The following is a 22859-nucleotide window of genomic DNA, read 5'->3' on the forward strand; positions in this document are numbered from 1 at the left end:
TTCGATCAGAAGGTCGCGTAGCTGGGGCGGCCGACGGGGCGGAAGGTCTGAATCATGACCCCCTTCGAATCGGAACGCGCATCCACGAGGTCGAACGCGATGTCGGGGCCCGGCCGAGCGAAGAGCCGGTCACCCTGACCGAGGACCACAGGGACGGTGATGAGTTCCATCTCGTCGACGAGGTCGTGCTCCAGCAACCACTGGATGAGACGGCTGCTTCCGTGCACCTGCAGCTCGCCGTCCCTGCTGGCCTTCAATTCCGTGACGGCGGCGAACAGATCGTCCCCGAGGACCGCCGTGTTCGCCCAGTCCGGCTCCGTCAGCGTCCTGGATGCCACGTACTTCGGCTTCGCGTTCAGGGCAACTCCGATGGGATGCCGTTTCAGGTCCTCCATCGTCCCCCAGAATTCGAGGAAGACGTCGTACGTTCGGCGGCCGAACAGAAACGCGTCGGCGCGCTGGAACGTCGCGGCGATGTGATCGCGGGTCGTGTCGTCGCCCGCTCCCCGCGCCCAGCCGCCGCGCTCGAAACCGCTGGCGCGGTCCTCCTCGGTCGAGCCGCCGTTCCCCTGAGTCACTCCGTCGAGTGTGAGCTGCGTGATCGTCGTGAGCTTCATTCTTCCGTTCGTCTCCCTGAGTCTGGGTGCCCGCTCGTGCGGCACCTTCTACCCAGACAACGAACGAGTCCGCTCGGATCCGACAACAGCCGAAAGAAATTCTCCCTCACCGCCGCGACAGCATCGTCTCCTCGGCCACGCGGGTCAGTTTCTGCGGGTTGCGGACGAAGTAGAGGCCGACGATACGGCCGTCGGCGACTTGGGCGGCGAGGACGCCGTCCATCTCGCCGTCGACGCTGAGGACCAGAGCCGGGTTGCCGTTGACGGTCGTCGCCGCCCCGGTGACGGATGCTCCCGTCTTGCGGATGCCTCCTGCGATGAAGCGGGCGACCTTGTCGGCGCCGACGATCGGGCGGAGGGCTGCCTGCTTGACGCCGCCGCCGTCGCTGACGAGCACCACATCCGGGGCCAGCACGGCGAGGACGCCCTGCGTGTCCCCGGTCTCCACCGCGACCCGGAAGGCTTCGAGGGCCGCTCGCGCCTCGCCGGCCGTGACGGTGACGCGGGGGCGCCGCGCCTCCACGTGCCCGCGGGCGCGGTGGGCGATCTGGCGCACGGCGGCCGGGGTCCTGTCGACGGCGGCGGCGATCTCGTCGAAGCCGAAACCGAACACCTCGCGCAGCACGAATACGACCCGCTCGGTGGGGCCGAGGGTTTCCAGCACCACCATGAGCGCAATCGAGACGGACTCGGCGAGTTCGGCGTCGTCGGCCACATCCGGGGCGGTCAGCAGTGGCTCGGGCAGCCACGGGCCCACGTACGCCTCGCGGCGGCGCTGCACGGAACGCAGGCGGTTGAGGGCGAGCCTGGTCGCGATCCTGACCAGGTACGCACGCTCGTTGCGCACCTCCGCCCTGTCGACCCTCACCCAGCGCAGCCAGGTCTCCTGCAGCACGTCCTCCGCGTCGGCGGCCGAGCCGAGCATCTCGTACGCGACGGTGAACAGCAGGTTCCGGTGGGCGACGAAGAACTCGGTGGCGTCACCGGATGCGTCGGCCGCCGGGCCGTCCTGCCGGTCCGCGTCCTCCGCCTCGTCGTCGCTCACGCCAGCTCCCCTCCACCCGAAACCGCACCAGCACCAGCACCCACACCCGACGCGGCTCCCGCATCCGCACCCGCTTCTGCGAGCATACGGCGACGCTCCCGATCTCCGAAGGCCGCCGGGAGCCGCGTCGCCCCGGGATGCCGCGCCTCGATGACCAGCGACTCGACCGTTCCCCAGCACACCACCTCTTTCACTTTCGCTCCCGCGCGCCCGGAGATGTACACCCGCGTCGCGGTGTCGTTCCTGTGCTCGAACTGGAAGATTCCGCTGCGCCGTCCGAGGCTGATGCACAGTCCGACGAAGCCGAGCACGAACGGCGCCGGCTGCTCTCCGGCGATGCGGCGCAGTACCGTGTCCGCCGCCGAACCGCCGAGCGGGCCGGCTGCCTGGCAGCTCATCCGCACCGCGACCCCCGACGGTGCGGCGGAGTCTCCCGCCGCCACGATGCGGTCGTCGTCCACGCTGGTCAGCGTCTCGTCGGTGACGAGGCGGCCGATGGCGTCCGTGGTCAACCCGCTGCTCCGCGCCAGTTGCGGCACGCCGAAACCGGTCGCCCACACGGTCACCACGCTCGGGATGCTGCGTCCGTCCGCCAGCTGGACCGCATCCGGTGTCACCGCGGTCACCCGCGAGCCCTGGCCGTCCTCGATGCGGACGCCGAGCGCCGCCAGCCGTCGCCCGACCGTCCGGCGGGCGCGCTGGTGCAGCGTCGGACCGAGCGGACCGGCGCAGAACAGCACGACGTCGCGGCCCTGCTCGGCGAGCTCCGCCGCGGTCTCGATGCCCGCCGGGCCACCGCCCACGACGGCGACGGGAGCCGCCTGGCCTGCCGCCGCGAGCGCATCCCGCAGCCGTTCGGCGTCGGCCAAATCGGCGATCGGATGCGCGTGCTCGGCCGCACCGGGCACCTCCAGCACCGCGCGCCCGCTGCCGAGGGCGTAGACGAGGTAGTCGTAGCCGAGCACGGCACCGGATGCGAGCTGCACGGTCCGCGCATCCCGGTCGATGCGGTCGGCGGTGTCGACCACGAGCCGGATGCCGTCGGCGAGCACTTTCGCGTATTCGACCACGGCGTCGTCCGAGCCACCGGCCAGCTGGTGCAGCCGGATGCGCTCGACGAAGACGGGCCGCGCGTTGACAAGGGTCACGGCGATTTCGCCGCGCGTGGTCAGGCGGTTTGCTGCTGTCACTCCTGCATATCCTCCGCCTATGACGACGACCTGGATCGGGGTGGTCATGAGATCTCCTTCGTTCGACTCTCTGCCCCTTGAGACACCGGTGGAGGCGGACGTGTGACACGCGCGGCGGAACAATTCCCGGTTGCCGAGTTAGGTAAGGCTGCCCTAAGCTCTTGCATCGTGACCTCCCGCCGCCCAACGCATCCCGAGCATCACGCCGGGCTTCGGGCCGCCGCCGTCACGGTCGCGTACGACGGTGTGGATGTGGTCCACGGCGCCGACCTCGACCTCCCGGCCGGGCGCGTCACGGCGCTGATCGGCCCGAACGGGAGCGGGAAATCCACCCTGCTGCGCGCCATCGCCCGGCTGCACGCCGCCCGCGCCGGACGTGTGACGCTGCACGGCGACGGCGACCCGACCGACGCCCTCACCCTCTCTCGCACCGCCTTCGCCCGCCGCATCACCCTCCTCGCCCAGAGCCGCCCCACCCCCGCCGGCCTGAGCGTGCGCGACGTCGTCGGTTTCGGCCGCCACCCGCACCGGCAGCGGTTCCGCGGCACCGACCAGGACGGTCCGGCGACCGTCGAGCGCGCCATGTCGCTGACCGGCGTCTCCGAGTTCGCCGAGCGCGGCGTGGAGGTCCTGTCCGGCGGGCAGCTGCAGCGGGTATGGCTGGCGTGCTGTCTCGCGCAGGACACCGATGTGCTGCTGCTCGACGAGCCCACCACCTACCTCGATCTGCGCTACCAGGTGGAGATCCTCGACCTCATCCGGGAGCTCGCCGACATCCACGGCGTGACCATCGGCGTCGTCCTGCACGACCTCGACCAGGCGGCGGCCGTCGCCGATCAGGTCGTGCTGCTCTCGGCCGGTCGCGTCGTCGCATCCGGCACCGCCGAGGAGGTCTACGACCCCGCGCTCCTCACCGAGACGTACGGCATCCGGATCGACGTGGATGTGAACCCGTCGACCGGCATGCCACGAACACACCCGATGGGCAGCCATCACCTGAGAACCGAAAGGACCCCCACCCCCTCATGATCAGACACCGGATCGCAGCAGCGCTCGCCGTCGCCACCGTGCTCGCCCTCACCGGATGCGGCACCACGGAGGCACCGGCGGCGAACGGCTCAGCAGCGAGCGCGCTCACCATCACCGATGCGCGCGGCGAGAAGGTGAAGCTCGACGGCCCGGCCAAGCGCGTCGTCGGGACCGAGTGGGGTGTCGTCGAGACGCTGGTGAGCCTGGGCGTCGACCCGGTCGGCGTCGCCGACGTGAAGGGGTACACCGCGTACGACACGGCCGCGCCGCTCCCCAAGGACGTGAAGGACATCGGCACCCGCGGAGAGCCCAGCCTCGACACGGTCGCCGCGCTCAAGCCGGACCTGATCGTCGCCACCACCGACCTCACCGACTCGGCCATCGCGCAGCTCGAGAAGGTGGGCCCGGTGATCGTCGTGCGGTCGGCGGACGCGTCGAAGCAGATCGACCAGATGATCGAGAACACCGAGCTGATCGCCGAGGCGACGGGCACCGAGTCCCAGGCGAAGACCGAGATCGAGGCGTTCAAGAAGACGGTGAGCGACGGCAAGGCGAAGCTGGAGGCGGCCGGTCTCGGCGGGACGCCGCTCGCGTTCGCCGACGGCTGGCAGGAGGGCAACCAGGTCTCGGTGCGCCCGTACGTCACCGGTTCGCTGATCGCCGACATCAACACCGAGCTCGGCCTCACCGACCCGTGGAAGCTCGAAGGCGACAAGGCGTACGGCCTCGCTGCCACCGACGTCGAGGGCCTCACGAAGCTCGGCGACGTGCGCTTCGCATACATCGCCAACGACTCCGACGGAGGAGACCCGTTCGCGGACGGCCTCAAGGACAACGCCGTCTGGAAGTCCCTGCCGTTCGTGCAGAAGGGCACCGTCTACCGCCTGCCGGACGGCATCTGGATGTTCGGCGGCACGGCCTCCGCGCAGCAGTACGTCGACGCCATCGTGAAGGCTCTGACGAACTGACCGTGAACGTCCGCTCCCAACGAAGCGGCCGCCTCCCCGTCCTCGCGGGCGTCGCCGTGCTGGCGATCGGCGTCCTCGCCGTGATCCACCTGGGCCAGGGCACCGCATCCATCGACCCGTCGGCGCTCTGGAGGGCGCTGACGGGTTCGGGCGCAGGCACAGTGGATGCGCAGGCCGACGCCGTGCTCCTCAGCTCGCGGCTGCCCCGGCTCGTGGTGGGCCTGGTCGTCGGCTGCGCGCTCGGCGCATCGGGTGCCGCCCTGCAGTCGGTCTCGCGCAACGTGCTCGCATCGCCGGACACGCTGGCGGTGAACGCGGGAGCGTACCTGGCGGTGGTCTCCGTCGCGGCGTTCGGCATCGCGCTGCCCGCCCTCCCCGCCGGCGGGGCGGCGTTCCTCGGCGGCCTGATCGCCGCCGGGATCGTACTCGGCCTGTCGCGCGCAGGGGCGGGACCGATCCGGCTGGTGCTCGCCGGGTCGGCGCTGACGCTGGCGTTCAGCGGGGTGAGCGGGATGCTGTTGCTCCTGCGCCAGCAGCAGACCACCGGACTGTTCGCCTGGGGCAACGGCTCGCTCGCCCAGATCGGGATGCAGGGCGTGCAGCAGCTGGCGCCGGTCGCGCTGGTCGCACTGGCCGGGCTCCTGGTGCTCGGGCGCCGGCTCGACATCCTCTCCATCGGGGACGACGGCGCTGCCGCAGTGGGCATCAATCCGCGTCTCACGCGCAGCGTCGCCGTCGTCCTGTCGGTGCTGCTCGCCGCGGTCGCCGTAACCCTCGCCGGTCCGATCGGGTTCGTGGGGCTGTGCGCTCCCGCGATCGTGCGGCTGGTCGCCACCCGCGTGCCCGGCCTGATGAAGCACTACGCGTTCATCCCGGCCTCCGCGGTGGCCGGTGTGATCGTGGTGCTCGGCTCCGACGTGCTGTTGCGCGCGGTGTTCGGGGCGCAGGCGAGCGTGGCCGTGCCGACGGGCATCGTCACCACGATCCTCGGCGCCGGTGTGCTGGTGTGGCTGGCGTACCGGTCGCGGGACGCCAGCTCGAACACCGCATCCACCGCCTTCACCCGGCTGCGCAGCCGCAGGGCGTTCATCCTGACGCTGGTGATCTCGTCGGCCGCGCTGCTGGCCGCCATCGTCGCGGCGACCCTGCTGGGGGATGCTCGGCTGCTGCTCGGCGACATCGCCAACTGGGCGACGGGTCAGGCCGGACGCGTGGTGACGTTCGTGCTCGACACCCGCCTGCCGCGCGTGGCCGCAGCACTCCTGGCAGGGGCGGCGCTCGCGGTCGCCGGCGCCGTGGTGCAGGCGGTGTCGCGGAACCCGCTGGCCGAGCCGGGCATCCTGGGCGTGGTCGGCGGGGCGGGTGTCGGCGCCGTGGCGGTGGTGACCGCGATCCCGCTGGCGAGTTTCTGGCTGATCGGCTCGGCGGCGCTGGCCGGCGCGGTCGCCGCGGCGGCCGTCGTGTTCGGCCTCGCGGCCCGGCGCGGCCTCGAACAGAACAGGCTGGTGCTGATCGGCATCGGCGTCTCGGCGGGGACAACCTCGATCGTGAGCCTGCTCATCGTGCTCACCGATCCGTACAACGCGGCGAAGGCGCTGGTCTGGCTGTCCGGCTCGACATACGGGCGCACGTTCCCGCAGGTGCTCCCGGTGCTGATCGCCCTGGTCTGCGCGCTGCCGATCCTCGCCGCGATGAGCCGCAGACTCGACCTGATCGGGCTGGATGCGGACACCCCGCGCCTGCTCGGCGTGCGCCTCGGCTCCACCCGGCTCGCCCTGCTGAGCATCGCGGTCGTGCTGACGGCCGCCTCCGTCGCCGCGGTCGGCGTGATCAGTTTCGTCGGGCTGGTCGCGCCGCACGCCGCCCGCGCCCTGGTCGGACAGCGGCACGCGCGGGTGATCCCGGTCGCCGCGATCCTCGGGGCGCTGCTGGTGTGCGTGGCCGACACGGTCGGCCGCACGCTGATCGCGCCCGCGCAGATCCCGGTGGGGCTGGTGACGGCCGTGATCGGGGCGCCGTACTTCCTGTGGCTGCTGTGGCGGTCGCGGCGGGAAGCGTGAGGGGCGGGGCCGCCGCAGCCGCGGAACCGGAACCGCCACCGCTCACCCGTCCAGCAGCCCCCGGATGTCGTCGGCGCTGAAGCTCGCATCGAACGCGCCGCCCGGGTCATCCATCAGCGCCTCGAACAGGCGCGCCTTGCGCTCTTTCAGCGCCATCACCTTGTCTTCGATCGTCTCGTCCGCGATCATCCGGTAGACCATCACGTTCGAGCGCTGGCCGATGCGGTGGGTGCGGTCGATCGCCTGCGACTCCGCCGCCGGGTTCCACCACGGGTCGAGCAGGAAGACGTAGTCGGCCTCCGTCAGGTTGAGGCCGAAACCGCCCGCTTTCAGGCTGATCAGGAAGGCGGGGGCGTCGCCGTCGCGGAAGCCGTCGATCGCCTCGGCGCGACGGCGCGTCGACCCGTCGAGGTAGCTGTACGCGATGCCGCGCTCGTCGAGCCGCTGCGCCACCTTCCGCAGCAGGCTGGTGAACTGGCTGAAGATCAGCGCGCGGTGCCCACCGGCCACCACGTCGTCCAGTTCCTCCAGCAGCACGTCGATCTTCGCCGACGGGATGCTCGCATACTGTTCGTCGACGATGGAGGCGTCGAGCGCCAGCATCCGCAGCAGCGTCAGCGAGCGGAACACGATGAACCGGTTGCGGTCGAGGTCGTCGACCAGGCCGAGGATCTTCTGGCGCTCGCGCTGCAGCACGAGGTCGTAGAGCTTGCGGTGGCGAGGCGCCAGCTCGACGCGCAGCACCTGCTCCTGCTTGGGCGGCAGCTCGGACGCGACCGCCTCCTTGGTGCGGCGCAGCATGAGCGGGCGCACCCGTTGCCGCAGCCGCAGCAGCAGGTCCGGCCTGTCGCCGGCGGCGAGCGGCTTGAGGTACCGGTCGGTGAACGCCGAGCGGGGAGGCAGCAGCCCGGGCGAGACCACCCGGAAGATCGACCACACGTCGAGCAGGTCGTTCTCCATCGGGGTGCCGGTGATCGCCAGCTTGAACGGCACCCGCAGGTCTTTCGCGGCGTCGTGCGCCTTGGAGGTGCGGTTCTTGATGAGCTGCGCCTCGTCGAGCACGAGCCCCGCCCATCCGGTGGCGTGATAGCGGGCGATGTCGAGCCGGAACAGCGCGTACGAGGTGACGACCACGTCCGCCCCGTCTGCGATGTCGCTGAGCGGGCGGCGGCTCTTCGCCTGGGTGGCGGTGACGGCGCGCACGGTGAGCCCAGGCGTGAACCGGGCGGCCTCGCTCACCCAGTTGGGCACGACGGAGGTGGGCGCGACCACGAGGAAGGGCGGAGCATCCGGGCGCCTGCTGCGGGCGTGCGCGATCATGGCGAGCGTCTGCAGGGTCTTGCCGAGCCCCATGTCGTCGGCGAGGACGCCGCCGAGCCCGTGCTCCCAGAGGAACGCCAGCCAGCGGAACCCGTCGACCTGATACGGCCGCAGGGTGGCGGTGACCGCATCCGGGACAGCCAGGTCGCCGGGCGACTCCCCGTCGCGGATGGCGTGCAGCCCGTCGGCCGTTCGGCGCCACGACTCGGCCTGGTGCGCCTCGTCGGCGAGCTCCACGAACTCCGACCAGAGGCTCGCCTGATACCGGCTGATCCTGAGTGAGCCCGGCTCCCACTCGTCCAGCGACTTCGCCTCGTCGATGAGCGCCCGGAGCCTGTCGAACACGGGCTGCTGCAGCGACAGATAGGACTTGTCGACCAGCAGCAGCTTCGGTCGCCCCTGCGAGAGGGCCGTGAAGAGCGGAGTGAACGGGATGGTGCGCCCCTCCACCGTGACGAGCACGCCGAGGTCGAACCAGTCGCGCCGGTCGGTCTCCACGGTGGTCACCACGAGCTTCGGCGTATCCACCAGCTCGCGGTAGTCCGGGCGCTCGCCGACGATGTCGACGCGCACATCCCTGCGCCGTTCGAGGGCCGGAAGGGTGGTGGCGGTGAACTCGGCGGCATCCAGGCCGGACAGCTCTGCCGGATGCGGCCGCCAGCCGAGCATCTCGGTGACCGCATCCGGCACGGGATGCGCGCCGAGCGGCTCCGCGCCGGTCGCGGACACCCAGCCCCAGTCGAGTTCCAGCCTGTCGTTCGCGCCGAACGTGGCCGTGAGCACGAGCACGGGCGGCAGGACCTGGGGGAACACGACGGAGGCGTCCGTGCTGGTCACGCTGACCAGGCTCTGCAACCGCGGGTAGTACTGCCCGAGGAACTCGTCGGTCTCCTCCGCGGGCACGTCGATGGTGTCCCCGGCGGCGAGCAGGCGCCGCTGCTCGGCGGTGAGCGGGGCGCCAGCGCGCGCCAGGGTGAACCGCGGTTCGGGCTTCAGAGACCACAGGTACAGACCGTGATCCCCGATCGCACCGACGGTCGATCCGGGATGCGCGGCGCCGTCCACCACGGCGACCGTTCGCAACCGCAGCCCGCCATCCGGAAGCTTGGTGGCGTCGACGGCCACGCGGGCGCCGTCGGTCACGAGCACCTCGGTCTCCCGCTTGCCGGTGACCAGGGCGACACCGACACGCTCCGCCTCGTCGAGCAGCGGCCAGAGCAGCGGACTGGCGAACTCGTCGACGAACAACCAGTCGGCCTCCCCCGGCACGTACACGTCGCGCCCGGCACGGTGCAGCGCGGCGAACTGCCCGAACCAGGCATGCTGCGCAGGATCGAGCGCGAGCCGGTTGAGCAGGTGCGGCAGGGCAGACCAGGTGAGCGACCCGCGCACCCAGTTGCCGGTGGCGCTGAGCATGACCGGGCGCACGCCGAGGCGGAGGAGGCGGGGGGTGGTTGTGCCGGTAGTGGCTGTCGCGGCCGCCGCCGCCGCCGCGGCCGCCGTCGCTGGGCGCGACTTGGGCGCATCCCATCGGCCGGTGGATGCGCGGGTCCGCTCCCGCAGCTCGAACTGCAGCCCCATGCGCGTCGCGCCGGTGGCGGGTCGCGGGGCCGAGCGGGTGAGCCCGGAGACGCTCGCCTTCCACCCGGAGGAGGCGGGGGTGTCGGGCATGCCCTCAGCCTCTCACGGGCCGGTGACAGCCGAGGGCGCGCTGGCCAGGCTCGGCGCGCGCGGGCTCACGCGACGCGGGTGCGCCGCATCGCCGCCTGGATGCGGCGGTCCAGGTCGTCGAGCTCCGCGATCAGGTCGGCTGCGACCCAGACCCTGCCGCGCTTCCTGCCGGTGATCTCGCGGATGATCCCGGCACCGGCGAGACGGTCGAGCGCCTTGAACGTCTGCGATTCGCCGGAGCCGGACAGCCGCTCCGCATCCTCCGACGTCATCACCGGATGGTCGAAGAACGCCGGGATGAGGTTGAAGATGGCCGAACCTCTGCGGGTGTCCATCTCGGCATGCCACTCGTCCGGCAGCAGCGAGAGCTGCCCGATGGACACGCGCGCCTCCACTGCGGCGACCCGCGTCGCCGTCGCGATGATCCGGATGATGTCGGCCGGGTCGCCGGAGCGGTAGGTGGTGAGCGCGTCGAAGTAGTCGTCTCTGCGGGCGAGGATCCCGCTCGCGAGCGGGATGACCGTGTTCGCCGTGACACCGCGACGCCACAGCACCGCACTGATGAGCGCGCGACCGATGCGCCCGTTGCCGTCCGTGAAGGGGTGGATCGACTCGAACTGCGCGTGCGCGATGGCCGCCTGCACGAGCACGGGCACGTCGTCCCGGTTCAGGTACGCGACCAGATCCTCCAGCAGCTCCGGGATGCGCTCGGGCGCAGGAGGAACGTGCAGTGCGCCGCGCGGCGAGTGGTCGCTGCCGCCGATCCAGTTCTGCATGTCGCGTACACGGCCCGCATACCGGGCCTCGTACTCGTCCTCCTCCATCAGGGCGCGGTGAGCGGCGAGCATCCCGTCGATGGTGATTACACCGGACTCGCCCGCGTCGCGCACGAGCGTGTGCAAGGCGACGGAGGCGGCGACCATGCTCGTGGCGCTGCTGTTGCCCCGCCCGCCCGCGATCGCGCGGGCGAAGTCCTCCGCCGACGCCTCGATCCTCTCGATCTTGGAGGAGGCGACGGACTCGGTGCGCAGCATGAAGCGGGACAGCGCTGCGCTGTGGCCTTCCGCCGCGGTGTCGGCGACGGCGGCGGCGAGCAGCGCCCGCTCGCTGTCCCGCACGATGTCGAGCGACGGCTCGTAATTGAGCGCGGCGATGTGCGGCGGGATGGTCGCGGCCACCTCGGTCATCATCCGGTCGTCGCGCGTGCCCGCTCGCTGCGTCTGGCGCCACGGAAGCGTCTCGCTGCCGTGAGCTGGCCAGGAGGTCATAAGCCGGAGTACCTCTCGCGTTACTGTGGTTTATGGTCATTAAAGCACAGTAATGGTGTCGTCACTGTGCTTTACTGCGCTGGCGACCTCACCCCGCCGCCCCGCCCCCGTTCGCATCCAGCCACTCCAGCACGCGCGGAATCGCCTTGTCCGCCACCGTCCCGTGCGTCGCGCCGGGGATCCTGTCGTACGTCACCGCGGTGCCCTCCGCCTTCTCGCGCGCGACGAACGCATCCGTGGCCGACGGGCGCACCAGCTTGTCGGAGAGACCCTGCGCGACGAACAGCGGAACCGCGATCCGGGATGCGCCCGGCGTATTCGCGGCGAGGAGGCCGGACCACGGTTCCGTCGTCTCCGGATCCGCCGAGAGGAACGCGCCGATCAGCGGCTTCGCGATCTTGTGGAGGGCCGAGTTCTGGGTGAGGAGGCAGAAGGTGTTCATGGTGGGCAGCGCATCCACTGCCGCCGGGGTCAGGATGCTCTGCAGCGGCTGGTCGTACACCGCCGCGTATGCCGCGAAGGCGTACGACGCGATGCTCACCCCGGAGACGTCGCCGATGTCTGCGCGCATGAGGCTGGCCAGATCGGTGGCCGGGGCGGCGACCGCGGCGGCGCGCACGTCGAGGTCCGGCGCGTATGAAGCGGCCAACTGCGCAGCGAAGAGCACGGCCTGGCCGCCCTGCGAGTGGCCCCAGAGCACGACGCGGTCGCTGGCCTCGGGGCCGAGCACCGTCCGAGCGGCGCGGGCGGCGTCGAGCACGTTCCTTCCCTCAGTGTCGCCCACTAAGTAGGAGTCCGGACCCGGCACGCCCATCCCGGTGTAGTCGGTGTAGACCACGGCGTAGCCGCGGTCGAGGAGGTCGGTGAGGCCCTCGACGAAGACGTACGGGTCGAAGAAGCGGGACGGCGCGCACTTCTCCGCGCTGCCCGTGGTCGGGTGGCCCCAGGAGACGATGGTTCGCCCGCCCGCCGGAGCAGGCGTATCGGGAACGACGAGGAGGCCGCTGTTCACGACCAGCTTGCCGGTGAGGTCGGTGGAGCGGAACAGGATGCGCCAGGCCGCTGCGCCGTCCGGCTGGCCGGGCGCCTGCTCGGTGGCGATCAGGGTGCCGGGCGCGCCACTCGGCAGCGGGGATGGGATCTTGTAGAAGTCGCCGACATACGGCCTCGCGCCCAGATCCTCCTCGATGCGCACGGGCTGGCTGGACGAGCATCCGGCCAGCACGGCCACCGCCGCCACCACCACGGCGACGGCCCCCAAGCGCAACGCTCGCCGGCTCACACCCCGACGCTACCGTTCCCTGCCGCCCCTCCCCAAGCAATCGAGCCGGGACTTATGCACGCGACACGCCGGGCGGGAGCGTGCATAAGTCCCGGTTCGATTGCTTGGGGTGGTGTCGGGGGTCGGTGGGAGGATGTGGGCGTGCTGGTTGATGAGCTGGTGAAGACGTCGAGTGCGGTCGCGGGCACGCGGTCGCGGCTGGCGAAAGTGGATGCGCTGGCCGCTCTGCTCGCGCAGCTCGCGCCGGAGGAGATCGCCCCGGCCGTCGGGCTGCTCGTCGGCAAGCCGCGCCAGGGAAGGGTCGGCGTCGGCTGGCGCGGGCTCTCGGCCGCGATGGGCACCCCGGCCGCACAGCCCAGCCTCACCGTCGACGACCTGGATGCGCTGCTCGACCGCCTGGCCGCGCTGTCCGGTGCAGGGTCGGCGGGCGACCGCACCCGCGAACTGCGCGAGTTCACCGAGCGCGCGACGGCGGAAGAACAGGACTTCATCGCCAGGGCACTGCTCGGCGAGATGCGCACGGGCGCCCTGGAGGGCGTGCTCACCGACGCCATCGCGCGGGCGGCAGACCGGCCGGGCGACGCTGTGCGGCGCGCGGCGATGCTCACTGGCGATCTCGGCGAGACCGCCAGGCTCGCCATCACCGGCACGGCGGCCGAGCTCGACGAGGTCGGGCTGGTGCCGGGGCGTCCGGTGCAGCCGATGCTCGCCGCGACGGCCGCGAGCGCGTCGGCGGCGCTGGCGACGACGGGCGAGGCGTCGGTGGAGTTCAAGCTGGACGGTGCGCGCATCCAGGTGCACCGGGTGGGCGACGACGTGCGCGTGTTCACCAGGAACCTCGCCGACGTCACCCGCCGCGTGCCCGAGGTCGTCGAGGTGGTGCGCGGGATGCCGGTGCACGACGTCATCCTCGACGGTGAGACGCTCTCGCTCGACGAGGACGGAGCGCCGCGGCCGTTCCAGGAGACGATGTCGCGCTTCGGGGCGGAGGCGGCGAGGGAGACGGTGCTGCATCCCTGGTTCTTCGACGTGCTCCACGTCGACGGCCGCGACCTGCTCGACGAACCGCTCTCGACGCGCCTGGCCGAGCTGCAGCGGATCGCGGGCGAGCACCGCATCCCGGGCGAGGTGACGGCTGATCCCGCTGTCGCGGAGCGCGTGGCCCAGGATGCGCTGGCCGCCGGGCAGGAAGGCGTCGTCGTGAAGTCGATCGACTCCCCGTACGCGGCCGGGCGGCGCGGATCGTCCTGGATCAAGGTCAAGCCGGTGCACACCTACGACCTGGTGGTGCTGGCCTGCGAGTGGGGCTCGGGACGCAGACAGGGCTGGCTCTCGAACCTCCACCTCGGCGCGCTCGACCCGACCGGGGAGTTCGGCGAGCCGGGCGGGTTCGTGATGGTGGGCAAGACATTCAAGGGCCTCACCGACGAGCTGCTGCGCTGGCAGACGGAGCACTTCCAGCAGATCGAGACGCGCCGCACGGCCGGCACGGTGTGGGTGACGCCGACGACGGTGGTCGAGATCGCGATCGACGGCGTGCAGCGTTCGAGCCGCTACCCGGGCGGGATCGCTCTGCGGTTCGCGCGCGTGAAGCGGTATCGCGACGACAAGGACGCGGCGGAGGCCGACACGATCCAGACGCTGCGGGGGCTGCTGCGGGAGTAGGAGCGCGAGCCTAGAAGTCCTCGCGGCCCTCCGCATCCACATCCAGTGTCTTCTCGTCCTCCGCCCAGGCGGCGAGCGCGAGGTCGAGTTGCCGCCGCAGCCAGTCCGGTGGCAGCGGGCCCTCCGCGTCGAGGGCGGCGAGGCGGCGTGCGCGCTCGACCGATGAACCGGTGAGGTCGTCCATGATCGTTCCCTTCCGTCACCGATCATCCTCCTCGGGATGCGCGACGGGAACAGGCGGATGCCGGATGAAGGAGCCCTCTTGCCACGGGTAGGGCCGCGAGTCTATCCTCAGTTGCGAAGAGGGGATGCCATGAGAGGCGACACCAGGTAGTCCGGTCATGAGTCGGAGCACGGGGAAGCTCGACTCGCCACGCCGCTCACGCGGCGCGCTCTCACTGGTGCGTTCCGTCGCCATCGCCGGGGTCGCTCTGCTCGGGCTGGGCGTCCTGGGCACCGGTCCAGCACTGGCTGCGCCGGGCAGTCCCGGTGTGCCGCGGGCGCCCGCGACCAATGTGTTCTTCGAGAACTTCCAGAACCAGGTCGCCACGAACGGCATCCGGATCGGGCAGTACACCGGCGGGGCGGCGGCGAACACCTCCACCTACGTGGCGAGCCCGAACTGGTCGCCGGCCGGCGACCAGTGCAACGGCTGGCTGCTGCGGTCGAGCACGCCACGCAACGCCACCGTGACGGGCATCGACTCCGGATGCGACGTCACGGCCTGGGGCTACCTGCAGGGGATGGCGACCGCGATCGGCCTCTACCGGGGCGAGCCGCTCGCGACAGCGCAGACCAACCAGATCCTGTCCGCGTACACGAACGGCGGGTCGAATCCCGGGCCGGGCGTCCAGGTGCAGACGGCGAAGCCGATCACCGGGACCATCGTTCCCGGGCACTTCTACCTGATCAGCGCGATCTACGGTGCGGCGAACTGCGTGTCGGAGGGCCCCACCCTGAACCGGCAGGATCCGAGCCTCAGCTTCAACCTCATCCGGAATCAGACGGGGAGCGGGCCGCCGCCGGGGACAGGCACCGGCACGGTGACCACTCTCGCGTCCGGCCTGAACCCGTGCACCGACGCCCACACGCGCGTCATCACGACCGGCGGCCGCACCTTCCACGTCGCGCAGCTGAACTCGGCGGGCTTCCGGATGCCTGCTGGTGTCACGTCGCTCGGCGTCCAGCTCTACAACGCCGCAGGCGCGTTCCGCGGCAACGACTCCGGGTTCGACGATCCGACGATCGTGGATGCGACCCCGCAGCTGGACAAGGTCTTCTCACCGTCGACACTGCCGGCCGGGCAGAGCACCACGCTGACGTTCACGATCACGAACACCGACGAGCTCTCCGCGAAGAACGGCTGGTCGTTCACGGACACGCTGCCCGCCGGGCTCCGGTTCTCCGGGGCGCCGGCGACCGACTGCCCCGCCGGGGTGGCGACCGTGACGGGCACGTCGGTCAGCGGAAGCGGGAACCTCGACGCCGGGATGGCGTCCTGCACCGTCACCGTTCCCGTCACGTCGGACACGACGGGCACCTTCACCAACGGGCCGAGCAACATCGGGCCGCTCGACGGCCTCCTCGAGCCCGGGACCAGCACGGTCGTGTTCACCGAGCCCGATCAGCCGGCCATCTCGCTCATCAAGTCCACCGACCTCACCGCCCCGACGCAGTACGTCGTCGGACGCGTCGTCACGTATTCGTTCCTCGTGACGAACACGGGCAATGTCCCGCTGACCGCCGTCTCGGTGGCGGAGACCGCCTTCAGCGGGTCTGGGACGCCGCCCGTCGCCTCGTGTCCGGCCACCACGCTCGCGGCCGGGGACTCCGTCACCTGCACGGGCACGTACACGATCACCCAGGCGGACGTGAATGCGGGGAGCGTCACGAACACGGCCGTCGCGACGGGGACGCCGCCCACCGGGCCACCGGTGACCGCCACCTCCGACGCCCTCATCTCGGGAAGCGAGGCGCCGTCGCTCGACCTCGTCAAGACCGCGAACGCGAGCGGGGTGAGCTCCCCCGCCGCGGTGGGCGACTCCGTCTCGTACACGGTCACCGTCACGAACACCGGCAACGTGACGCTGCTCGGCGTCACCGTCACCGACACGCTTCTCGGCGCCGGCCTCGCCCTGGCGTGGCCGGGCACGCCCGGCACCCTCGCGCCCGGCGAATCGGTCGTCGGCACGGGCACGCACGCGGTGACGCAGGCCGAGATCGACGTCGGCCACGTCGACAACACGGCGACGGCTGCCGGGTCGACGGCAGGGGGCACCGACGTCACCGCCGGACCGCAGAGCACGGTCACCCCTCTGCCACCCGGCCCGCACCTGACGCTGCAGAAGAGCGCATCGGCGGCCCTCTCCACGCCGGCGGCCGTCGGAGACCTGATCACCTACAGTTTCACGATCACGAACGACGGCAACCTCACCCTGCACGCCGTCTCGTTCACCGACCGCCTGCCTGGCCTGTCGGTGCCGACATACACCTGGCCCGGTCCAGCCGGTGAGCTCGCCCCCGGCGGCGTCGCCACCGCGACGGCGACATACCCGATCACGCAGGCGGACATCGACGCCGGACAGGTGCTCAACTCCGCCATCGCCACAGGCACGACACCGGCGGGAGCGGAGACGCCGTCCGATCCGGCCGACACCGTGACGCCCATCCCGAACGTGTCGCAACTCGGCCTGACGAAGTCGGCTGACGCATCCGGTATTCAGAACCCGACGCAACCGGGCGACCCCATCGTCTACACGTTCGTGGTGACCAACACGGGCAACACGACGCTCACAGGCGTCACGATCGCCGACCAGCTCGCGGGCCTCGGACCTTTCACCTTCACCTGGCCTGGCGCTGACGGCGAACTCGCCCCCGGGCAGCAGGCCACCGCCATCGCGACGTATGCGGTGACCAGTGCCGACATCGCCGCCGGGCAGGTCGTGAACAGCGCCGTCGCATCCGGGACGGCACCGGACAGCAGCACAGTCGACTCGCCACCGGCGGGCACGACCACCCCGCTCGGCGCCGTCGCCGCCCTCTCGCTCGTGAAATCGGTGGCACCGAACGGTCCGGCCGAATTCGTGGTCGGCCAGGTCGTCACGTACACGTTCGTGGTGACAAACACCGGCAACGTTCCGGTTGGCGCTGTCACCATTACGGAGACCGCCTTCTCGGGGAGCGGCACTCTGCCGCCCGCGGTCTGCCCGCCGACGGTGCTCGCCCCGGGGAGCCAGCTCGTCTGCACCACGACGTACACGCTCACCCAGGCAGACATCGACGCGGGCGAGGTGACCAACACGGCGACGGCCTCGGGATCCGCGCCGGACGCGAGCACGGTGACCTCCAACGAGTCCGGCACGATAATCCCGGCCGACCCGGCGCCCGCCCTCACGCTCGTCAAGGCAGCGGACCTGACGGAGGTGACGGACGCCGGCCAGACCGTGAACTACACGTACACACTGACCAACGCCGGCAACGTCACCCTCACCGCCTTCACGGTGACCGAGACGATCTTCACCGGGGTCGGGACACCTCCCGCGCCGACCTGCCCGGCCGACCCCGCCAGCCTGGCGCCGGGGCAGAGCGTCGTCTGCACGGCGACGTACGAGGTGGATGCGGCCGACCTCACCGGGCAGCCGATCGTCAACACCGCGACGGCCACCGCCGACCCGCCGGGCGGACAGAGCGTGACCACGCCGCCGTCGAGTGCGTCGGTGGATACGGTGGTCCCCACGACGCCGACGCCGACTCCGACGCCGACGCCGCCTGGCCCGGGGCCCGGGCCGTCGGGCGGAGGGTCGAGCCCGCTGGCAGGGACGGGGTCCGTGCTGCCGCTCGCGGGGATCGTGATCGGGGCACTGCTGGTGGCGGCCGGAGCGGTACTGCTGGCGGTGCGGTGGCGGCGGAGGGCCGCGCGACGGTAGCTGTGGTGGGCTTCGGCGGTGCGCGGCGTCGCTGGGGTGAGGCGGGGTGAGGCGGGGTGAGGTGAGGTGAGCCGCGCTACCCGATCTGACGGGCCAGCACGGCACCCGCTTCTCGCGCCCAGCGTTGCGGGTCGGCGATGGCGGCGTCTGCGCTTCCCGCGAGTTCGCTGAGCGCCACGGCCGCGGCGAACCCATCGGTGGGCGCCTGGATCGCGCCCGCGGCGAGCAGGGCGGGGATACCCGCATCCCGTGCCAGGTGCGACACGTAGGCGGGAACCTTGCCTGCCGCCGACTGGCTGTCGAAGCGGCCCTCGCCGGTGATCACGACGTCGGCGGTCGCCACCAGGGCGGGGAGCCCGAGGGCGTCGCCCACCGCCGCGGATCCGGGAGCGAGTGAGGCGCCCCAGGCCAGTAGGCCGTAGCCGGTGCCGCCCGCCGCGCCCGCGCCCGGGGTGGTGGCCCGGAGTTGCCTGCCGCCACGCTCAGCACCCGCATCGGGCGCCGCCGCCCGCACCCGGCCGCCGCCGAGCACGCGCGCCAGCCGCGCGAGCCCCGACTCCATCCCGGCCGCCTGCTCCGGGGTCGCGCCTTTCTGCGGGCCGAACACGGCCGCTGCGCCCGTCGGGCCGAGCAGCGGGTTGGTGACGTCGCTCAGGATGCGCACCCCGCCGGGCGGTAGCGGCGGAAGTCCGCTGAGGTCGGCCTTGGCGAGCGTGCCGAGGCCGCGGTTGCCCAGGCGGATGGGGCGGCCCGTCGGGTCGGTGAAGTGTGCGCCGAGGGCGGCGAGGGCTCCGACGCCGCCGTCCGTGGAGGAGCTGCCGCCGATCGCCAGGAGGAGTCCGGTCGCGCCGGAGGCGAGGGCTGCCGCGATCGCCTGTCCGAAACCGTAGGTGTGCGCGTCGAGCGGGGCGAGCGTCGGCAGGTGGGCGAGGCCGCTCGTCTCGGCGAGTTCGACGACCACCGTGCCGTCCGGGAGGGACAGCCAGGACGCATCCAGGTCGGCGCCCGCCGGACCGAGCACCGTGATGGCGTGCCTGACCGAGCCGGGGACGGCGACCTCGAACGCGTCGAGGGTGCCCTCGCCGCCGTCGGCCATCGGGGCGAGGACGAGCCTGTCGTCGGAGCGCACCGACGACCAGCCGGATGCGAGGGCCTCGGCGACCGCGGTGGCGGTCCCCGAGCCCTTGAACGAGTCCGGCGCGACGACGACGGTGTACGGCATCCCCCTACAGTGGCACGCCGACGCCCTCGATCAGCTCAGGCGGCCGCACGGAAGTAGTACCCGGCGGCGAGATCGTCCAGCAGTCCAGGATGCGTCGGCGTCCAGCCGAGGAGTTCCCGCGTCAGCGCGCTCGACGCGGGGACGTCGGCGCCGAAGAACTGTCCGAGCCAGCCGAAGTGCTCCGGCGCGTCCTCCGCCGGGATGGAGACGACGGGCAGGCCGAGTCCCTGCCCGATGGCCGTCGCGATGTCACGGGTCGGCACGCCCTCCTCGGCGACCGCGTGCACGACGCTGCCCGCCGGGGCGCCGTCGAGCGCGAGGCGCACCAGATGGGCGGCGTCGAGGCGGTGGACAGCGGGCCAGCGGTTGGCGCCGTCGCCGATGTAGGCGGCGACGCCGGTGCGGCGGGCGATGTCGACGAGCGCGGCCGTGAAGCCGTGGTCGCCGTCGCCGTGGACGGTCGGCGCGAAGCGCAGGCTGACCGGGCGCACGCCGCGCTCCGCGTAGCCGAAAGCGAGCGGCTCTGCTCCGCCGCGCGGGGCGTCCGGCCCGCTGTACGGCGACACGTCGCGCTCGGTCGCCAGGCGGCCGGGTGCGAGCAGGGCGACGCCGGAGGCGAACAGGAACGGACGGCCGGAACCTTCGAGCTCGCCGGCGAGGGTCTCGATGGCGGCGCGCTCCGTGCGCCCGGCGCCCTGGTAGTCGGAGAAGTCGTGCTTGAACGCCAGGTGGATGACCCCATCCGACTCCACTGCGCCCGCCTTCAGCGATGCCAGGTCGTCGAGGCTGCCGCGGTGGGCCTGGGCGCCGACCGCTTCGAGCGCGGCGGCCGATGCGTCGGACCGGGCGAGGCCGACGACCGCGTGGCCGGCGGAGAGGAGTTCTGGGACGACGGCGGAGCCGATCCAGCCGGATGCTCCCGTGACGAATACGCGCATGTGACGCCTACTTCCTTTGATGTCAGTAACTGTCATCAGGCTAGCACCACATGACAGTGACTGTCATCAGTAGAATCATCTCGTGGCACGATGGGAACCGGATGCGCGCGGCCGCCTCGCCGTCGCCGCGCTCGAGCTGTACGCGGAGCGCGGCTACGACCGGACGACGGTCGCAGACATCGCCGAGCGCGCCGGTGTGACGGAGCGCACCTTCTTCCGCCACTTCGCCGACAAGCGCGAGGTGCTGTTCGACGGCTCCAACGCGCTCCAGAACGCCACGGTCGCTGGAATCGCGGACGCACCCGCCGACGCCGCCCCGCTCGAGATCGCGGGCGAAGCGCTCGCACTGGCCTCGCGCATCCTGGAGGATCGCCGGCCATTCGCGCTATTGCGCGCGCAGGTCATCGCCGCGAACACGAGCCTGCTGGAGCGCGAGCTGCTCAAGATGTGGGCGCTCGGGGCCGCCGCGGCGGACGCCCTCCACGCCCGCGGGGTGCCGGCCGCGGAGGCGAACCTGGCCGCCGAGTCTGCGGTGACGGTGTTCCGCGCCGCGTTCGCGCGCTGGATCGCGGCAGAGCCCGGCACCACCATCGACGACTACGTACGCGCCGCCCTCGCCGACCTCAAGGCCCTCACCGCCACCGCAGACACCGCCACTACATCGTCGGACGCATCCCGCCGTCGATGACCACGTCGGCCCCGGTCAGGTTGCCGAGCCGCGGGCTGGACAGCATGACGGCCAGGTCGGCCACCTCCTCCGGCCGGGTGAACCTGCCGGTCGCCATCTGGCTCTCCGCCCCCGCCCGCACCGCGGCCGGGTCGATGTTCTGCGCCTTCGAGACCGTCGCCGCCACGCCGCTGTCACCGAGCCAGAGCGCGGTCTCGACCGGTCCCGGACTGATCGAGTTGACCCGGAACCCTCGCGGCCCGAGCTCCTTCGACAGCGACTTCGTCACGCTCAGCAGGGCGGCCTTCGCCGCGCTGTAGTCGAGCACCTGCGGGTCGGCGAGGATCGCGTTCTCCGACACGATGTTCAGGATGCTCCCCCGCTCGGCCAGCCGCGGGAGCGCCGACCGGCAGGCGCGCACCGCCGCGAGCAGGTTGAGCCCGATGGTCTGCGCCCACGTCTCGTCGTCGATCGACGAGAAGCCGCCCGGCCGCACGGGAGCCGACCCGACGTTGTTCACGAGCACGTCGATCTGGCCGGGGAACGCATCCACCATCGCCGCCGGCCCTGCCGGGTCGGAGAGGTCGACTCCGAAGAACGAAAACCGGTCGTCGGCATCCACCAGCGCCGTCGTCTCGTCCGTCGCGCGGCGGGAAGCGCCGACCACCGTCGCGCCCTCCGCGAGGAACGCACGCACGATCGCCAGCCCGATCCCCCGCCCTGCGCCGGTGACGAGCACCCGCTTTCCGTCGAGTCCGAGGTCCATGTCAGCCCTTCCTGCTCCGGATGCGCGGCCCGGCCACGTCGGCGCCGGTCATGACTCGACCGGCGCGAACTCCTGGACGAACTCGAGCGCGATGTCCGCGACCTCGCGCCAGCCGCTGTCGATCGTGAGCGAGTGGCCGCGGTTCGGCACCGTGGCGAGCCTGGTCACTCCCTCGTTGCGGGACTGGATCTTGTAGCTGGCCTCGACGATCGACGCTGGCACCGTGTTGTCGCCCTCGCCCGAGATGAGCAGCAGCGGCCCGCGCTCCGGGTTCTTCGTGTCGACCTTGGTCTCGGCGAACGGGTTGAAGTTGGCTGTCGCCGCCTGGAACAGCGGCACCCCGGAGGTGGGCACGTGGTACGTCTCGTACAGTTCGCGCGCTTCCGCCTCATCGACGTGGTTGGCCCAGCCGTAGCGGAACTGCTCGAACGTGAGTGACACCGCCTTGCCGATGTTGGTCGGGTTGGTGAGCACCGGCGCCGCCGACTTCAGCGACGACGCGGGAAGCTGGAGCACGCCCTGGAACGGCGCGTTGTCGATCGACACCGTGGCCGCCGCGACGCCCTCCCCCGCGATCTTCTGTGCGATCAGCCCGCCGAACGAGTGACCGATCACTGCCGGCTCGTGCTCGAGGGCGTCGATCGCTTCGAGGTAGTGCTCTGTGACCTGCTTGACCATCTTCTTGGCGAAGACCTCCGGATCACGCCGCGCCTCTTCGACGCTGCCCGGGTCGTCCGGCCAGCCCGGCGCGATGGTGGCATAGCCCTGGTCTTCGAAGAGCGCCCGCCATTTGTCCCAGCTGCTCGACAGCAGCCACAGGCCATGGACGAACACCACCGGCCGCCTGCCGCTCTCATTCGCTTTCGCGACTTCGTCCTGTTCCCATTGCGTCAAAGTGCCCATCGCCACACCCCTGCTCTCGGGTCAGCGCCCGACGGCGCGGACTGGTCTGAGCGTAGCGAGCGGGGAGGCCGCCGGATAGTGCCGGAACTACTTCTTCTTGCGCTTCTCGTCCTGGAGCGCCGACTTCGCCCCGTGCTCCACGAGCACGGCGATGTAGTCGCGCAGCCTGGCGTTCTTGAAGGAGTCGTAGTTCTCTTCGACGAGCTTCTCGATGTGCTTGCCGGAGGCTTCCGGATACTTCTTCTTCAGACGCGTGATCACGTCGTCGATCGCTGCCCGCTCGCTCTTCTTCTCCGCCATGCTCGAAGCGTGCCGTGGCCAG

At 71.4% G+C, this 22859-nt stretch carries 18 protein-coding genes; 6 read left to right on the top strand and 12 right to left on the bottom strand.

The window, feature by feature from the left end:
• Positions 1-5 precede the first annotated feature (5 nt).
• The 3 genes from AC1ROC_RS09295 to AC1ROC_RS09305 form a co-directional block, all read right to left on the bottom strand.
• Complete coding sequence (locus AC1ROC_RS09295) at positions 6-617, bottom strand: dihydrofolate reductase family protein (protein WP_085368295.1); 612 nt, start codon at positions 615-617, stop codon at positions 6-8.
• Positions 618-723: 106 nt separating this feature from the next.
• Positions 724-1662, bottom strand: coding sequence for an RNA polymerase sigma-70 factor (locus AC1ROC_RS09300; RefSeq protein WP_492999700.1), 939 nt, complete (start codon positions 1660-1662; stop codon positions 724-726).
• Positions 1659-2900: an NAD(P)/FAD-dependent oxidoreductase gene (locus AC1ROC_RS09305; protein WP_492999702.1), complete on the bottom strand. Its 1242-nt coding sequence runs from the start codon at positions 2898-2900 to the stop codon at positions 1659-1661. The genes AC1ROC_RS09300 and AC1ROC_RS09305 overlap by 4 nt, the downstream gene beginning before the upstream one ends.
• 120 nt (positions 2901-3020) lie before the next feature.
• On the opposite strand from AC1ROC_RS09305, the gene AC1ROC_RS09310 reads away from it, so the two are divergent.
• The 3 genes from AC1ROC_RS09310 to AC1ROC_RS09320 are packed head-to-tail and all read left to right on the top strand — an operon-like array spanning position 3021 to position 6909.
• Positions 3021-3881, top strand: coding sequence for an ABC transporter ATP-binding protein (locus AC1ROC_RS09310; RefSeq protein ID WP_492999703.1), 861 nt, complete (start codon positions 3021-3023; stop codon positions 3879-3881).
• A complete protein-coding gene (locus tag AC1ROC_RS09315; protein WP_085368299.1) occupies positions 3878-4849 on the top strand; it encodes an ABC transporter substrate-binding protein in 972 nt (323 codons plus the stop codon). Before AC1ROC_RS09310 ends, AC1ROC_RS09315 begins: the two co-directional genes overlap by 4 nt.
• A 2-nt stretch (positions 4850-4851) precedes the next feature.
• Positions 4852-6909, top strand: a complete 2058-nt coding sequence (locus AC1ROC_RS09320) for an iron ABC transporter permease (RefSeq protein ID WP_492999705.1) — start codon at positions 4852-4854, stop codon at positions 6907-6909.
• A gap of 42 nt (positions 6910-6951) precedes the next feature.
• On the opposite strand, the gene AC1ROC_RS09325 is transcribed toward AC1ROC_RS09320, so the two are convergent.
• The 3 genes from AC1ROC_RS09325 to AC1ROC_RS09335 form a co-directional block, all read right to left on the bottom strand.
• On the bottom strand, positions 6952-9900 hold the full coding sequence (locus AC1ROC_RS09325; protein WP_492999707.1) for a DEAD/DEAH box helicase: 2949 nt from the start codon (positions 9898-9900) through the stop codon (positions 6952-6954).
• A gap of 65 nt (positions 9901-9965) precedes the next feature.
• Entirely contained in the window at positions 9966-11168 is a 1203-nt protein-coding gene (locus AC1ROC_RS09330) for a Fic family protein (RefSeq protein WP_492999709.1), read from the bottom strand.
• Between the two features lie 88 nt (positions 11169-11256).
• Positions 11257-12450 carry an alpha/beta fold hydrolase gene (locus AC1ROC_RS09335; RefSeq protein WP_492999711.1) on the bottom strand — a complete coding sequence of 398 codons (1194 nt, stop codon included), beginning with the start codon at positions 12448-12450 and terminating at the stop codon, positions 11257-11259.
• A 141-nt stretch (positions 12451-12591) separates the two neighbouring features.
• Between AC1ROC_RS09335 and AC1ROC_RS09340 the strand changes: the two genes are divergently transcribed.
• Positions 12592-14115 (top strand): ATP-dependent DNA ligase, encoded by a 1524-nt coding sequence (locus AC1ROC_RS09340; protein WP_492999713.1) that lies wholly within the window; start codon positions 12592-12594, stop codon positions 14113-14115.
• 10 nt (positions 14116-14125) lie between these two features.
• Here AC1ROC_RS09340 and AC1ROC_RS09345 read toward each other — a convergent pair whose 3' ends face one another.
• Complete coding sequence (locus AC1ROC_RS09345; protein ID WP_168690547.1) at positions 14126-14299, bottom strand: hypothetical protein; 174 nt, start codon at positions 14297-14299, stop codon at positions 14126-14128.
• Between the two features lie 157 nt (positions 14300-14456).
• Between AC1ROC_RS09345 and AC1ROC_RS09350 the strand changes: the two genes are divergently transcribed.
• Positions 14457-18041 (top strand): beta strand repeat-containing protein, encoded by a 3585-nt coding sequence (locus AC1ROC_RS09350; protein ID WP_492999717.1) that lies wholly within the window; start codon positions 14457-14459, stop codon positions 18039-18041.
• Positions 18042-18117: 76 nt separating this feature from the next.
• Here the strand turns inward: AC1ROC_RS09350 and AC1ROC_RS09355 are convergent, their stop codons facing one another.
• Positions 18118-19263, bottom strand: coding sequence for a glycerate kinase (locus tag AC1ROC_RS09355; protein WP_492999719.1), 1146 nt, complete (start codon positions 19261-19263; stop codon positions 18118-18120).
• A 35-nt stretch (positions 19264-19298) separates the two neighbouring features.
• Entirely contained in the window at positions 19299-20201 is a 903-nt protein-coding gene (locus AC1ROC_RS09360) for an SDR family oxidoreductase (protein ID WP_492999721.1), read from the bottom strand.
• Between the two features lie 82 nt (positions 20202-20283).
• On the opposite strand from AC1ROC_RS09360, the gene AC1ROC_RS09365 reads away from it, so the two are divergent.
• A complete protein-coding gene (locus AC1ROC_RS09365; RefSeq protein WP_492999723.1) occupies positions 20284-20889 on the top strand; it encodes a TetR/AcrR family transcriptional regulator in 606 nt (201 codons plus the stop codon).
• Here AC1ROC_RS09365 and AC1ROC_RS09370 read toward each other — a convergent pair.
• From AC1ROC_RS09370 to AC1ROC_RS09380, 3 genes are all read right to left on the bottom strand, one after another.
• Positions 20858-21634, bottom strand: a complete 777-nt coding sequence (locus AC1ROC_RS09370; RefSeq protein WP_492999724.1) for an SDR family NAD(P)-dependent oxidoreductase — start codon at positions 21632-21634, stop codon at positions 20858-20860. The genes AC1ROC_RS09365 and AC1ROC_RS09370 overlap by 32 nt on opposite strands.
• Before the next feature lie 48 nt (positions 21635-21682).
• Entirely contained in the window at positions 21683-22471 is a 789-nt protein-coding gene (locus AC1ROC_RS09375; protein ID WP_492999727.1) for an alpha/beta hydrolase, read from the bottom strand.
• 153 nt (positions 22472-22624) lie between these two features.
• Complete coding sequence (locus tag AC1ROC_RS09380; protein WP_168690554.1) at positions 22625-22837, bottom strand: three-helix bundle dimerization domain-containing protein; 213 nt, start codon at positions 22835-22837, stop codon at positions 22625-22627.
• Positions 22838-22859 lie beyond the last annotated feature (22 nt).

It is taken from the genome of Leifsonia sp. GW821-FHT13C05, assembly GCF_058806515.1.